Source organism: Mesorhizobium sp. M0001 (assembly GCF_040324255.1).
In the GTDB taxonomy this organism is placed as follows: Bacteria; Pseudomonadota; Alphaproteobacteria; order Rhizobiales; family Rhizobiaceae; genus Mesorhizobium.
This window is the reverse complement of the sequence record NZ_JAMYVS010000006.1, coordinates 29873-43746: the sequence shown is the minus strand read 5'-3', so window position 1 is coordinate 43746 and position 13874 is coordinate 29873. Positions and strand designations below refer to the sequence as shown.

12 protein-coding genes are annotated in these 13874 nt (G+C 62.7%); 4 read left to right on the top strand and 8 right to left on the bottom strand.

The window, feature by feature from the left end:
* Nucleotides 1-4: 4 nt before the first annotated feature.
* From NKK50_RS18185 to NKK50_RS18155, 7 genes are all read right to left on the bottom strand, one after another.
* Nucleotides 5-2569, bottom strand: a complete 2565-nt coding sequence (locus NKK50_RS18185; RefSeq protein ID WP_023672300.1) for a sensor histidine kinase — start codon at nt 2567-2569, stop codon at nt 5-7.
* 308 nt (nt 2570-2877) lie between these two features.
* Nucleotides 2878-4278: an adenosylhomocysteinase gene (ahcY, locus tag NKK50_RS18180; protein ID WP_023681401.1), complete on the bottom strand. Its 1401-nt coding sequence runs from the start codon at nt 4276-4278 to the stop codon at nt 2878-2880.
* A 207-nt stretch (nt 4279-4485) separates the two neighbouring features.
* Nucleotides 4486-4776: an HPr family phosphocarrier protein gene (locus NKK50_RS18175; RefSeq protein ID WP_023672303.1), complete on the bottom strand. Its 291-nt coding sequence runs from the start codon at nt 4774-4776 to the stop codon at nt 4486-4488.
* Complete coding sequence (locus NKK50_RS18170; protein WP_023672304.1) at nt 4773-5174, bottom strand: PTS sugar transporter subunit IIA; 402 nt, start codon at nt 5172-5174, stop codon at nt 4773-4775. Before NKK50_RS18170 ends, NKK50_RS18175 begins: the two co-directional genes overlap by 4 nt.
* A 164-nt stretch (nt 5175-5338) precedes the next feature.
* Nucleotides 5339-5800, bottom strand: a complete 462-nt coding sequence (locus NKK50_RS18165) for an HPr kinase/phosphorylase (protein WP_023687429.1) — start codon at nt 5798-5800, stop codon at nt 5339-5341.
* 12 nt (nt 5801-5812) lie between these two features.
* Nucleotides 5813-7594, bottom strand: coding sequence for a sensor histidine kinase (locus tag NKK50_RS18160; protein WP_023672307.1), 1782 nt, complete (start codon nt 7592-7594; stop codon nt 5813-5815).
* Between the two features lie 85 nt (nt 7595-7679).
* Nucleotides 7680-8381 (bottom strand): response regulator transcription factor, encoded by a 702-nt coding sequence (locus tag NKK50_RS18155; protein ID WP_010912942.1) that lies wholly within the window; start codon nt 8379-8381, stop codon nt 7680-7682.
* A 346-nt stretch (nt 8382-8727) separates the two neighbouring features.
* Between NKK50_RS18155 and NKK50_RS18150 the strand changes: the two genes are divergently transcribed.
* The 4 genes from NKK50_RS18150 (at nt 8728) to NKK50_RS18135 (ending at nt 12908) form a co-directional block, all read left to right on the top strand.
* Complete coding sequence (locus NKK50_RS18150) at nt 8728-10338, top strand: phosphoenolpyruvate carboxykinase (RefSeq protein WP_023744920.1); 1611 nt, start codon at nt 8728-8730, stop codon at nt 10336-10338.
* 86 nt (nt 10339-10424) lie between these two features.
* Nucleotides 10425-10859, top strand: a complete 435-nt coding sequence (gene arfB / locus NKK50_RS18145; RefSeq protein ID WP_023672309.1) for an alternative ribosome rescue aminoacyl-tRNA hydrolase ArfB — start codon at nt 10425-10427, stop codon at nt 10857-10859.
* 158 nt (nt 10860-11017) lie between these two features.
* A complete protein-coding gene (locus NKK50_RS18140; RefSeq protein WP_023681406.1) occupies nt 11018-11647 on the top strand; it encodes an alpha-ketoglutarate-dependent dioxygenase AlkB family protein in 630 nt (209 codons plus the stop codon).
* A 124-nt stretch (nt 11648-11771) separates the two neighbouring features.
* Complete coding sequence (locus tag NKK50_RS18135) at nt 11772-12908, top strand: phosphatase PAP2 family protein (protein ID WP_023744921.1); 1137 nt, start codon at nt 11772-11774, stop codon at nt 12906-12908.
* Here the strand turns inward: NKK50_RS18135 and coaA are convergent.
* Nucleotides 12895-13854, bottom strand: a complete 960-nt coding sequence (coaA, locus tag NKK50_RS18130) for a type I pantothenate kinase (protein WP_023834606.1) — start codon at nt 13852-13854, stop codon at nt 12895-12897. The two genes, NKK50_RS18135 and coaA, sit on opposite strands and share 14 nt — an antisense overlap.
* Between the last annotated feature and the right edge of the window lie 20 nt (nt 13855-13874).

The following is a 13874-nucleotide window of genomic DNA, read 5'->3' as shown; positions in this document are numbered from 1 at the left end:
CGCGCTACTCGGCCGCGGCGCGGATGCCCGACGGTGCATCGGGGAAGGTGCAGATGACGGTGGTGCCCTTGTCCTTGCCGGTCTCGATGCGCACGCTGCCGCCGTGCAGCTCGACAAAGCTCTTGACGATCGACAGGCCTAAGCCCGCACCGCGCCGGCGCCCGCCATTGGTGCGCGGCTCGAAGCGGCGGAACACCGAATCGAGCAGGTCCGGCGGCATGCCGGGGCCGTTGTCATGGACGGAGAATTCCACACCTTGCTCCAAATGCCGGCAGGCAAGCGTGATAGTGCTCGCCTCCGGCGCGTAATTGGCGGCGTTGCTGAGCAGATTGTAGAGGATCTGGCGAACCCGGGTCTCGTCGCCGTGAAAACTCTTCGGCGCCGCAGCGGCGTCGATCCGGAGCTTGATCGAATGCTCTTGCAGCCGGTCGGCGACCAGTTCGGCCGCGGCCTCGATGGTGCGCTCGACGCTTACTTCCGAAATGTCGAGCTGCATGATGCCGGCGTCGACGGTGGCGAGGTCGAGTATGTCGTTGACGATGGTGAGCAGCACCGAGGATGACGAGCCGACATGCTCGACATATTCGCGCTGCTTTGGGCTGAGCGGCCCGGTCGCCGGCAGCGACAGAAGCTCGGTGAAGCCGATGATGTTGGTCAGCGGCGAGCGCAGCTCGTAGGAGACATGCTGCACGAACTCGTTCTTCAGCTGGTCGGATTTCTGCAGCGCTTCGTTCTTGTCCTTCAGCGCGCGCTCGACATTGACGCTGTCGGTGACGTCCACAAAGGTCATCATCACCTGGCCGTTGGGCAGCGGGATGACGGCGTAGCTGAGCACTGTGCCGTTCTTCAGTTCGGTCTGGCCATGGCGGTCGCGGCGCTCGTCGTCGAAACCGGTGATGGCGGCGACGAACCCGCCCCACGGGCTGTCGACGGCGCGCTGGTCGCTGAGATCGCGGATCGCCGAGACATGGACGTTGGGCTTGATCACATCCTGGCTCAGTCCCCACAGCGCGACAAAGGCCGGGTTCGACAGGCGCAGCCGCCCATCGGGACCGAACACGGCGACGCCTTCGGCCAGATTGTCGAGCGTTTCGCCCTGGACCCGCACCGCCGTCTGGTAGCGGCTTTCGAGGTCCATCTTCTCGGTCAGGTTCTCGAACACCCAGGTCACGCCGCCCTTCGGCTGCGGGTTGGCCACCACGCGGATGGTCTTGCCGTCGGGCAGATGCCACCAATGCTCTTGCGATTCCACCGCGCGGTAGGCGCCAAGCAGGCCTTCTTTCCAGCGCCGCCATTCCGGCTGCTCGGCGATCTTGCCTTCGCTGCGCAGCCGGTCGAGCAGCAGCGCATTGTCGGGCGCGCTGTGCAGGAAGCCCGGGTCCAGCCCCCACAGTTTCTGGAACGCCTGGTTGAAGAAGCGCAACTTCTCGTTGGCATCGAAGATCGCCACCGCCGTGTTGAGCTGGTCGAGCGTGTCGGCATGGCTGCGCACCGTGCGCTCATATTCGCCGCGAATGGTTTCGGTGGCGCTGGTGTCGCAGGCAAGACCGGCCGAGCCGTCGGCACCGGCGAAGTCGGTGACGGCGAACACCCGGCGGTCGCCCTCGATCACCGTCGACAGCGTCTGTTCGAAGATCGGGCGCGATTTGTGCTGCGCGGCGATCTGTTCGCGCGCTTGGGCGCCGAGGAATTCCTTGGCTTCGCGCACCGCGGTCTCGGCGTTCGGTGCCTCGACCGCTCCGGCATAGGCACGGTTGACCCATTTCAGCCGCCCGTCGGTGGCGCGCAGCCAGGCCGGCATCGGCAAGGCGTCGAGCAGGCCGATCATCGTCTCGTAGTCGGCGGCCAGCCGCTGGTTCTCGATCTTCAGCCTGGCCTGGCTTCGCTGCGTCTCCGACAGCGAGACGAAGCGCACCAGCACATGCGCGGCGCTCTTGCGGCCATGCACTTCAAGCGGCGCCCCGGCCTGCGATTCGATCACGAGATCAAAGGGTTTCGCTTTCTCGCGCAGACCAGCGACGGCATTTTCGAGCGCCGCCGCCGAGCGCGGCATCAGCCAGCGGCCGAAGGCGAGGAAGGCTGCACGGTCGTCCGGCGCACCGCTTTCCAGCGGCAGCGTGCCGATCAGCTCCGGCTTCTTGTTCTCCGACGCCCAGACGATGACGCGCTGGTCACGCAGATTGAGCAGCGCCTCGGAGCGCTGCAGCGCCGCATTGATGTCGGCAATGCGGGCTCTGAGTTCGACATTCTGCGCCGAGGTGCGGGCTCTTTCGCGGATCAGGAAGATGGCCGAGACCAGTGCCGCGCCCATGACGCCGACGAACATGGCGAGCTGGATGACTTCGACCGCGCTGACCGACAGTCCGGCCTTCTGCGCAATGGCCGGCTCGGCATGGGCGGCAAACGAGGTGAGCGGGCCGGCAAGAGCTGAGGTGGCAAGAAAGCCGGCGGTGCGGGCGCCAACGCGCCTCTTCAGGCCACCGCCTGTCGTGACGGAGCCATTGCTATCGGAATCGTCATGGCCGCCGGAAACGGCCGATCCCGCGCGAGGCGGGTTTTCCCCCGGCATGCCTTGGTCCTCTTCGCCGCCTGAATGCAAGACCGCCTAGATCAGGATCACGTTTGATGGAAACGCCCTTCTGACCTAACTCTTTTCTAAAGGGCATGATTTTTTCCGAAAACCGCTTCCCACTTTTCGCTGACGCGGTCCTTCGGTTCGAATCATGCTCTCGATGCGTACGCCGGCCTCGTCCCCGGCCCACGAATCAGCACAATAGCGCGTGCTGGAATCGGCGTGAAGAATCATCCGCGCAAAAAAGAAGCCGGGCGAAAAGTCAATCGCCCGGCTTCAATATCTAGTGGTAAACGCCGCTTTGGCTAATAGCGGTAGTGTTCCGGCTTGAACGGACCCTGCGGGGTCACGCCGATATAGGCGGCCTGTTCGCCGGAAAGTTCGGTCAAGCGGGCTCCAAGCTTGTCGAGATGCAGACGCGCCACCTTCTCGTCGAGGTGCTTGGGCAGCACATAGACCTGGTTCTGGTACTGGCCGGGCTTGGTGTAGAGCTCGATCTGCGCCAGCACCTGATTGGTGAACGAAGCCGACATCACGAAGCTCGGATGACCGGTCGCGTTTCCGAGGTTGAGCAGGCGCCCCTCGGACAGCAGGATCATCCGCTTGCCGTCCGGGAAGGTTATCATGTCGACCTGCGGCTTGACGTTGGTCCATTGCAGGTTGCGCAGCGACGCGACCTGGATCTCATTGTCGAAGTGGCCGATATTGCCGACGATCACCATGTCCTTCATCGAGCGCATGTGGTCGAGGGTGACGACATCCTTGTTGCCGGTGGTGGTGATGACGATGTCGGCGGTCGGTGCGGCATCTTCCAGCGTGACGACTTCAAAGCCGTCCATCGCCGCTTGCAGCGCGCAGATCGGATCGACTTCGGTGACCTTGACGCGGGCGCCGGCGCCCTTGAGCGAAGCCGACGAGCCCTTGCCGACGTCGCCATAGCCGCAGACGACCGCAACCTTGCCGGCCATCATGGTGTCGGTGCCGCGGCGGATGCCGTCGACCAGCGATTCCTTGCAGCCATATTTGTTGTCGAACTTCGACTTGGTGACCGAGTCGTTGACGTTGATCGCCGGGAAGGGCAGCAGGCCCTTCTTCTGCAGCTGGTAGAGCCGGTTGACGCCCGTCGTCGTCTCTTCGGTGACTCCGCGAATGGCTTCCTTCTGCTTGGTGAAGAAGCCGGGTGAGGCCTTCAGGCGCTTCTTGACCTGGGCGTAGAAGTATTCCTCTTCCTCGCTCTGCGGGTTGGACAGCACGTCCTCGCCGGCCTCGGCGCGGGCGCCGATCAGTATGTACATGGTGGCGTCGCCGCCATCGTCGAGGATCATGTTGGAGAGGCCGCCATCGGCCCACTGGAAGATCCTGTCGGTGTAGTCCCAATACTCCTCGAGCGACTCGCCCTTGACGGCGAACACCGGGATGCCGGCCTCGGCGATGGCTGCGGCCGCATGGTCCTGGGTCGAGAAGATGTTGCACGAGGCCCAGCGGATATCGGCGCCAAGCGCCTTCAGCGTCTCGATCAGCACCGCAGTCTGGATGGTCATGTGCAGCGAGCCGGTGATGCGCGCACCTTTCAACGGCTTCTTGTCGCCGAATTCCTCGCGGCAGGCCATCAGGCCCGGCATTTCGGTTTCGGCGATATCGAGTTCCTTGCGGCCCCAGCCGGCAAGCGAGATGTCGGCGACCACATAGTCCTTGCTACCTGTCATGGCAGTGCTCCGGTGTGATTTGTCTTCAGAATGCGCCTGCGCCACACGGCGCGTCCAAGGGCGCGGGATGCCGGCCTGACTAGCAGATCGCCGCCAAGACGACAATGGGATATAAAGAAATCTTTATGCGCGTATGTGTTTTACGGGGATGCATGCCGCCCAAAAGTATCCCGCGGTTTTGGGACAACGGCGTCCAAAGCAAAAACTTCAGCACTCTTCGCCGAAGCGCGAGGCGACCAGCTGCTCCAGCGCGTCCATCGCCGCTGCGGCTTCAGCGCCGCTGGCGGTGACGCGGATCGAATAACCGGGGCTCGCCGCCAGCATCATCAGCCCCATGATCGAGGTGCCGCCGACCTTGAGACCATCCTTCTCGACATGGACGGTGGCGTCGAAGCCGCTGGCGACCTGGACGAACTTCGCCGAGGCGCGCGCATGCAGGCCGCGCTGGTTGACGATCGGGAACTCGCGCACGATCTCACCGGGCGACAGCGCGTTCATTTGCTGCTCAGCAGCTGACTTGCGACGTTGATGTATTTGCGCCCCGCGGCCTGCGCCTCGTCGAGCGCGGTCGCCATGTTGTCGCCCTTGCGGATCGACGACAGCTTGATCAGCATCGGCAGGTTCATGCCGGCGATGACCTCGGTGCGACCGGATTCCATCACCGAAATGGCGAGGTTGGAAGGCGTGCCGCCGAACATATCGGTCAGAACGATGACGCCGGTCCCGGTGTCGACGCGGCCGACGGCGTCGACGATATCGCGCCTACGCTGCTCCATATCGTCGTCGGCGCCGATTGCCACGGTTTCGAAATTGTCTTGTGGCCCCACGACATGTTCCACGGCATGGCGGAACTCGGCGGCCAGTTGACCGTGCGTTACAAGCACGAGTCCGATCATTCTATGGTGGCTCCCGTCATCGCCGCTTCACAGGCGCTTTTTATGCTCGCCGGCCATCCCAGGCGGCGGGAGCGCTATCTTGTCGACGCGCGGCGCGTTGACAAGCCCAAAATTGCGTCGGCCATGGCCAATTTGACGCATTGCAGCAAAAAACCGGCGGCGGATCATACGAAAGGCGCAATCGCCAGCCGCGCCATTACCGCCGGCAAAGCCGCAGTGACGTTGCGCTGAACGAGGTCGATGCGCGGCACCACACAGCCGGCAATGGTCGCGCTCGACTCTTCCTGGAAACGCTCCACAGCGTTAGCGGCAACCAGCTGGATCGTAAGGTCGATGACTCCCACAGATTGGAACAAAAGCGGCTTCGGACCAAGTCCGGGCACCTCTGCGAGGCCGGCAATGCTGGCGGGCGCATGGCAGACCAGCCGCCCGAAACGCGCCGCGACAAACAGCTGGTCGTCGCCGATCAGCCGCGCAAACAGCCCGAGCCGGCTGAAATGGTCGATGAGCGCCAGCGCCAGCGTTGTCTTGCCCGAGCCGGACGGCCCGGTGATCAGGACGCCCCGCTCGCCAATCAGGACTGCGGTGGCATGGATGTTCTCGGGTTCCGCGGTGGGATCGGGCATGCGCAGCCGCGATCAGCCTTCGGCCGGCAGCGTAACGACGAAGCGCGCGCCCTTGATGTCGCCGGGCTTGGTGCCGGGGATGTTCTCGGCGGTCAGCGTGCCGCCATGGGCTTCGACGATCTGCCTGGATATCGACAGGCCAAGCCCCGAATTCTGGCCGAACGCCTCGCCGGCCGGGCGGTCGGTGTAGAAGCGCTCGAAGATGCGGTCGATGGCGTCGGCGCGGATTCCGGGGCCGTTGTCGTCGACGGTGACGATGTTGACCTTGCCCGAGCGTGCCAGGGAAATGGCGATATGGCCGTGGTCCTCCGGCACGAAGGAGCGGGCATTCTCGATCAGATTGGTGATGACCTGGCCGATCCTCAGATCATGGCCGGTGACGAAATAGCCTTTGACGCCTTGCGGCAGCTTGGCGGCCTTGAATTCGATCTCGACAGCCTTTTTGTTGCGCGTCGCTTCGCGCGACACGGCGACGAGATCGGTGATGAATTTCTTCAAATCGACCGTGGCGGCATCCTCACGCGCCAGTTCGGCGTCTAGGCGCGAGGCATCGGAAATGTCGGTGATCAGCCGGTCGAGACGCCGGACATCGTGCTGGATGATCTCCATCAGCCTGCCGCGTGAATTGTCGTTCTTGGCCAGCGGCAAGGTCTCCACCGCGCTGCGCAGCGAGGTCAGCGGGTTCTTCAGCTCGTGCGAGACATCGGCGGCGAAGCTTTCGATCGCCTCGATGCGGGCATAGAGCGCATTGGTCATGTCGCGCACCGCGACCGACAAATTGCCGATCTCGTCCTGGCGGTCGGAAAAGTCGGGGATCTCCTCGCGGCTCTTGACGCCGCGCCGCACCCGCACTGCCGCCGCCGATAGCCGGCGCAGCGGATTGGCGATGGTGGATGCGAGCAGCATCGACAGGATGGCGGTGACCAGGGCGGCGATGCCGAACACGCGCAAAATAGCCTTGCGCTCGGCGGCGACGATCTTGTCGATGTCGCCGCCTTCCGTCGACAGCATCAGCACGCCGAGGACGGCGCGGAAGCGCTGGATCGGCACCGCCACCGAAACGATCTGCTCGCCCTGTTCGCTCACCCGCACGATCGTCGACGGACTGCCGGTCAGCGCCTTGACCACTTCCGGGAAGGCCGCACCGTTGCCGCCGGGCTGCTCATGGTAGACGGGCAGGTCCTTGTTGCGGAAGAAGTCGAAGACGAATTTCTGCACGCGCTCCAGCATATCCGGCTGCTCGTCCTCGACCGGCGGCAGGTCGTAGCGCAGGATCTGGCCGCGCGAGTAGAGATGGCGCGAATCGAGCAGCAGATTGGCGTCGCGGTCATAGATGCGGGCCCGGGTGCGCGTCGGCGAAATCAGCCGCCGCAGCACCGGCGCGACGCGCTCGGGGTTGATCGGGAAATCCAGATTGTCGAGCTGGTCTGAGCCCGGCCCCAGGCTTTCACCGGCCTGCAGTTCGAGTAGTTTTTCCGGATCGATGCTGATCGAATCGGTCTCGACCGTTGCCGACGCGGCAATGGCGCCGGCGATGATCTCGCCCTGCGTCATCAGGCTTTCGACGCGGGCGTCGATCAGCCCGTCGCGGAAGGTGTTGAGATAGAGGATGCCGGTGACCAGCACGGCGAGGCCGGCCAGGTTGAGGAACAGGATGCGCCGGGTCAGGCTGGAAAAGATGTGGTGGCCGAGGAAGCGGCGCATCGGCACCGTCAACCTCGACAGGAATGCGGGCAGAATCCGCGACCGCCTGACAGCGCTCGTTCGTCTGCTCCGCTGTACATCCACTGCCATCGAATAGCAGCTCCCGCCTAGTCTTTGGTTTTATGCATGTCGTCGTCCCAAAAACCGCGACCACTTTTGGGCGACATGCATCAACTCAAGCTTCGCGGAACCGGTATCCGACTCCGTAAAGGGTTTCGATCATTTCGAAGTCGTCATCGACGGCCTTGAACTTCTTGCGCAGCCGCTTGATGTGGCTATCGATGGTGCGGTCGTCGACATAGACCTGCTCATCATAGGCGGAATCCATCAGCGCATCACGGCTTTTTACCACGCCTGGGCGCTGCGCCAACGAGTGCAGGATGAGAAATTCGGTGACCGTCAGCGTCACCGGCTCGCCCTTCCAGGTGCAGGTATGGCGTTCCTGGTCCATGACCAGCTGCCCGCGTTCCAGCGAACGGGCCTGCTGGCTGGGCGCCTTTGCCGCAGCTTCGCGGGCGCTGGCGCGGCGCAGCACGGCGCGCACCCGCTCGACCAGCAGGCGCTGCGAGAACGGTTTGCGGATGAAATCATCGGCGCCCATCTTGAGGCCGAAAAGCTCATCGATCTCATCGTCCTTCGAGGTCAGGAAGATCACCGGCAGGTCCGACTTCTGCCGCATCCGGCGCAACAGCTCCATGCCGTCCATGCGCGGCATCTTGATGTCGAGGATGGCGAGATTCGGCGGCCGCGCCGCCAGGCCTTCAAGCGCCGACGCACCATCCGTGTAGGTCTCGACGCGATACCCCTCGGACTCGAGGGCGATCGACACCGATGTCAGAATGTTGCGGTCGTCATCGACAAGCGCGATTGTTGCCATTTCAAGCGGCTCCCTCATGAGCTGTCCCTTCTGTCTTAGAGAAGGGGCTTTTGCAGGACAAATTAGGTACAAAATGTGGCACAGGCTCCACCCGCTGTCGCGGACGGCTTGCCGGCGGCCCCATCGGAACCTCTACACGGGTTGGACGAACACTGTGTGCCAATCCTTTGGGCAACCACCGTGATTTTTTGCACATATAAACGATTTAAACAACTTTCAAAATTTTTAAATCGATTAATGATTTGATATCATTCGGGTTTTCTGGTTCTCACCGTCTCAGCCCCTAACGCGGGCTCGCCGGAAACGCGCCGGCAAAGTGCGGCGAATCCAGAAGAAGGGACCCTTGATGTCGGAAGTCGGCAAACGCAATTCTGCTTGCGCGATCGATCGTATCGGCCTGAAAACCACCGGCACGGTGCATTATAATTTTGGTGCGGCCGCCCTTTATGAGGCAGCGATCCGCCGTGGCGAGGCCCGGTTGACCGCCGGCGGCGCGCTGCTTGCCGAGACCGGCCAGCACACTGGCCGCTCGCCCAAGGACAAGTTTGTCGTCCGCGATGGCGCCACCGAGCCCCATGTCTGGTGGGACAACAACAAGGCGATTTCGGCGGGCCAGTTCGAAATGCTGCTCGCCGATTTCCTTGTCCACGCCGCGAATAGCGATCTCTATGTGCAGGACCTCGTCGGCGGCGCCGATGCCGAGCTGAAGCTGCCGACGCGGGTCATCACCGAATTCGCCTGGCACTCGCTGTTCATCCGCAATCTTTTGATCCGCCCGCAGGCCGCCGAGCTTGAGGATTTCGTGCCGGAGATGACGATCATCGACCTGCCGTCCTTCCGCGCCGATCCGGCCCGCCACGGCAGCCGCACCGATACGGTGATTGCGGTCGATCTCACCCGCAAGATCGTGCTCATCGGCGGCACTTCCTATGCCGGCGAGATGAAGAAATCGGTGTTCACCATGCTCAACTATCTGCTGCCGGAAAAGGGCGTCATGCCGATGCACTGCTCGGCCAATGAGGGCCCGGGCGGCGACGCAGCGATCTTCTTCGGGCTTTCCGGGACGGGCAAGACGACGCTGTCGGCCGATCCGTCACGTACGCTCATCGGCGACGACGAGCACGGCTGGGGACCGCACGGCATCTTCAACTTCGAAGGCGGCTGCTACGCCAAGACGATCCGGCTGTCGGCCGAGGCCGAGCCGGAGATTTTCGCCACCACGCAGCGTTTCGGCACGGTGCTGGAAAATGTCGTGCTCAACGCCGACCGCGTGCCGGACTTCAACGACGGCCGGCTCACCGAAAACACGCGCTGCGCCTATCCGCTGGATTTCATCCCCAATGCCTCGAAGAGCGGACGGGCCAGCCACCCGAAAAACATCATCATGCTGACCGCCGATGCCTTCGGCATCATGCCGCCGATCGCACGGCTGACCCCGGCGCAGGCGATGTATCACTTCCTCTCCGGCTACACCGCCAAGGTGGCCGGCACCGAGAAGGGCGTTACCGAGCCGGAAGCGACCTTCTCGACCTGCTTCGGCGCCCCGTTCATGCCGCGCCACCCCAAGGAATACGGCAATCTGCTGCGTGAGCTGATCGCCCGCCACGGCGCCGATTGCTGGCTGGTCAACACCGGCTGGACCGGCGGCGCCTACGGCACCGGCAAGCGTATGCCGATCAAGGCGACGCGCGCCTTGCTGGCCGCAGCGCTTGACGGTTCGTTGAAGGCGTCCGGTTTCCGCACCGACGCCAATTTCGGCTTCGAGGTGCCGGTTGCTGTGCCTGGCGTCGACAACGCCATTCTCGACCCGCGTTCGACCTGGGCCGACAAGGCAGCCTATGACCGGCAGGCAGCGCGATTGGTCGGCATGTTCGCCGTCAACTTCGAGAAATTCGAGAGCCATGTCGATGCCGTCGTGCTCGGCGCAGCACCCCGCCTGCAGGAAGCTGCGGAATAGTCGAGACATCTTCACCGAAGCATCCTTGAAAGGCGCGGTCTCGATCGGGCCTTTTCTTTTTTGGTCCGCCGCGCCATGACTGCGGCATGCCTATCGACGACATCATCATATCAGACGAGGCCGTAATCCACCCGGGCGACCTGCACGAGGATTTCATCCGCTCGTCGGGTCCCGGCGGCCAGAACGTCAACAAGGTGGCGACCGCGGTCCAGTTGCGCTTCGACGCCGCCAATGCGGCTGGCCTGTCCGAACGCGTGCGCGCGCGCACGATCAAGCTCGCCGGCCAGCGCGCCACCAAGGACGGCGTCATCGTCATCGAGGCCGGCCGCTTCCGCACCCAGGAGCAGAACCGGGCCGATGCCCGGGCAAGGCTGACGGCGCTGGTCGCCAAGGCCGCGGAACCGCCGCCGCCGCCGCGCAAGAAGACCAGGCCGTCGAAAGGCTCGGTGGAGCGGCGGCTGCAAAGCAAGGCAGGGCGCGGCACGATCAAAAAGCTGCGCGGCCGGGTAGAGAACGACTAAGGACCGCGCCGACTGCGTGCATAAAGCGGCCTCCCCTTCGGAACCGCAGCCGCAAGGTTTCACCATTGCCACAGAAAGGGAGGCCGACAACGGTGGCTTTCGGGTCGCCGTTTCTGATTGGCGGTGGCATGGTTTCAGTATCAACCGGAGGCGAAGTCATGCTCGTTCTGCCCAAAGGCGTCCGCCACATGCCTGGTTATCTGTCCCGCGCGGCGCAGGAAGCGCTGGTCGAAGAGGTGAGGACCATTGTACAGCGGGCGCCGCTGTACGTGCCGGCGATGCCGCGGACCGGCAAGGAGATGAGCGTGCGCATGACCAATTGCGGCACGCTCGGCTGGGTCACTGACAAGGAGTTGGGCTATCGCTACCAGCCAACGCACCCACTCACCGGAGAGCCATGGCCGCCGATCCCGGACGCGCTGCTGCAATTGTGGCGGGAGGTTGCCGCCTATCCGAATCCGCCGGAGGCCTGCCTGGTCAATTTCTATACGCAGGACGCCAAAATGGGTCTGCACCAGGATCGCGACGAAGCCGATTTCTCGGCCCCAGTGGTCTCGGTGTCACTTGGCGACGATTGCCTGTTCCGGGTCGGCCAAGTGACGGGCAGGGGGGCCACACGCGACGGCGGTACCAAATCGTTCCGCCTGAAAAGCGGCGACGTCGTCGTGCTCGGCGGCGAAGGCCGGCTCTGCTTCCACGGCGTCGACCGCATCTATCCGTCGACCTCGGCGCTGCTGAAAAATGGCGGCCGGATCAATCTGACGCTGCGGCGGGTGACCTTGCCTTGAAGAGGTGAGAGTGCAATCTTGCACTTACTGAACCACTGACCTTGCGAATGAAAAGTCCCTAACGGAATTTAAGGTTTCGGCCGCTAGTCTGCGCCAAAACGTCATCATTCCCGGTGTGGATACCATGCTCGAAATCGAATCCGAAGTGATTTGGCGCTACATTCGAAATGCCGCATGGCGCACGGTTTCGATCGCCCGCTCGGATGCATCGCTCTACCTGTTCATTGGCATCTACACTGCAACGGGGCTGGGGTTTCTGGCTTGGGTCGGCGCGCTCCATCGCACCGCATACCAGACCTACGTGCCGATATGGCTTATGGTTTTCGGTTTCGTGCTGCCGGCGGTATCGCTTCTCCTGGAAACCGGCTGGCTTTTGCATCGATTTGAGCGTCGGCGGAAATTTGCTGCGGGCAAGATGTTCTCAGCCGAGCGGATGGCGGTTCTCTTTTCCGGCATATGTCTGTTGATGGGCATCATGATTTTCCAAAGCACCTTCACCTCGGTCAAGAACGGCATGTCCGTCCTGTGGAAAGGTTTCCCCTATGATCGCGCCTTGGCAGATATCGATGCCTATCTGCATTTCGGCACTGATCCGTGGCGATGGCTCTACGTTATCGGCAAGCATGACTGGGTACGGGAATCCGTCGGATGGAACTACGACATGCTGTGGTTCATCATTTGCTACAGCATGCTGTTTTTCATGGTCACGTCACCACGCACCACGCATCTGAAGAGACGCTATGTGCTGTCCTTCATGGTGGTGTGGATAGTCGTCGGAAACATCCTGGCCGGGCTGTTCATGTCGGCCGGACCGGCGTTCTACGGCTATGTCACCGGCGATGTGCCACGCTTCGGTGAACAGCTTTCGTTTCTTGCGCAAAGCCCGTCGGCGAGTTCCGCCGCCGTGTACCAGCAGTATCTGTGGACGCTCCAGACCGAGGGTGTGACTGGACTCGCGTCGGGAATATCGGCATTTCCAAGCGTTCATGTCGCCTTGATCACCCTGAATGCGGTGTATACCTGGGAGTACGACCAGCGGTTGGGCGCCATCGCATTTCTGTATGTCGCCTTCATAGTCGCGAGTTCGGTCTATCTTGGTTGGCACTATGCGATCGATGGTTATGCGGCGGTCGCGCTCACGATCGCCCTATGTGCGGCCGTCCGCAAGCTGGTACCCGACGGCGAAATCCTGATGCCAAGCCCGGCCCGGCAATCGGCGACTGGCGGCAGCCGCCCGGCGGCGGCGGTCACAGTTTCCTGAGCGCCACTTCCTCGACCAGATGATTGGCGCCCTTGCGCAGGATGAGGTCGGCGCGCGCCCGTGTCGGCACGATGTTCTCGCGCAGGTTTTTCAGGTTGATGTTGGCCCACAAGCCTTCCGCAACGGCGCGCGCGGCGTCTTCCGAAAGCTGCGAATAGCGGTGGAAGAAGGAGTCCGGATTGCGGAAGGCCGTCTCGCGCAGCCGCATGAAGCGGGCGATGTACCATTGGTGGATCAGCTTTTCGTCGGCGTCGATATAAATGGCGAAATCGAAGAAATCCGACAGGAACGGCACGATCTTGCCGTCCTTCGGCAATTTGCCGGGCTGCAGAACGTTGATGCCTTCGAAGATCAGAATGTCGGGCCGGTCGATGGTGACGAACTCGCCGGGAATGACGTCATAGGTCAAATGCGAATAGACGGGCGCGCGGACATTGCGCTGCGCCGACTTGATGCCCGAGAGGAAACGCAGCAGCGCACCGACATCGTAGCTGTCCGGAAAGCCTTTGCGCTCCATCAGATTGTCTCGTCGCAACACCTTGTTGGGCAGCAGGAACCCGTCGGTGGTGATGAGATCGACCTTGGGGCTCGACGGCCAGCGCGCCAGAAGCTCCTTCAGCACGCGGGCCGTTGTCGATTTGCCGACCGCAACCGAACCGGCAATGCCGATGATGAACGGTGTCTTGACCACATCCAGCGCGTTGAAGAAGGCCTGGCGCTGGCGAAACAGCAACTGGCTGGCCTCGACATGCGCCGAAAGCAGCCGCGAGAGCGACAGATAGATGCGCTTGACTTCTTCCAGGTCGACCGGATCGTTCAGTGAGCGCAGACGGTTGATCTCGTCTTCGCCCAGCGTCATCGGCGTGTCGGCGCGGAAGTTCGACCATTGCTCGGCCGAGAAGAAACGATAGGGGGAATATTTCTCGGTCGGAGCGAGCTGGTCCATCGAGTTTCCTGCCCTCTAGA

Excerpts from the sequence above, each read along its gene's own strand:
- NKK50_RS18185 (WP_023672300.1), bottom strand. The coding sequence starts at position 2,569 with ATGCCGGGGGAAAACCCGCCTCGCGCGGGATCGGCCGTTTCCGGCGGC.
- ahcY (WP_023681401.1), bottom strand. The coding sequence starts at position 4,278 with ATGACAGGTAGCAAGGACTATGTGGTCGCCGACATCTCGCTTGCCGGC.
- NKK50_RS18175 (WP_023672303.1), bottom strand. The coding sequence starts at position 4,776 with ATGAACGCGCTGTCGCCCGGTGAGATCGTGCGCGAGTTCCCGATCGTC.
- NKK50_RS18170 (WP_023672304.1), bottom strand. The coding sequence starts at position 5,174 with ATGATCGGACTCGTGCTTGTAACGCACGGTCAACTGGCCGCCGAGTTC.
- NKK50_RS18165 (WP_023687429.1), bottom strand. The coding sequence starts at position 5,800 with ATGCCCGATCCCACCGCGGAACCCGAGAACATCCATGCCACCGCAGTC.
- NKK50_RS18160 (WP_023672307.1), bottom strand. The coding sequence starts at position 7,594 with ATGGCAGTGGATGTACAGCGGAGCAGACGAACGAGCGCTGTCAGGCGG.
- NKK50_RS18155 (WP_010912942.1), bottom strand. The coding sequence starts at position 8,381 with ATGGCAACAATCGCGCTTGTCGATGACGACCGCAACATTCTGACATCG.
- NKK50_RS18150 (WP_023744920.1), top strand. The coding sequence starts at position 8,728 with ATGTCGGAAGTCGGCAAACGCAATTCTGCTTGCGCGATCGATCGTATC.
- arfB (WP_023672309.1), top strand. The coding sequence starts at position 10,425 with ATGCCTATCGACGACATCATCATATCAGACGAGGCCGTAATCCACCCG.
- NKK50_RS18140 (WP_023681406.1), top strand. The coding sequence starts at position 11,018 with ATGCTCGTTCTGCCCAAAGGCGTCCGCCACATGCCTGGTTATCTGTCC.
- NKK50_RS18135 (WP_023744921.1), top strand. The coding sequence starts at position 11,772 with ATGCTCGAAATCGAATCCGAAGTGATTTGGCGCTACATTCGAAATGCC.
- coaA (WP_023834606.1), bottom strand. The coding sequence starts at position 13,854 with ATGGACCAGCTCGCTCCGACCGAGAAATATTCCCCCTATCGTTTCTTC.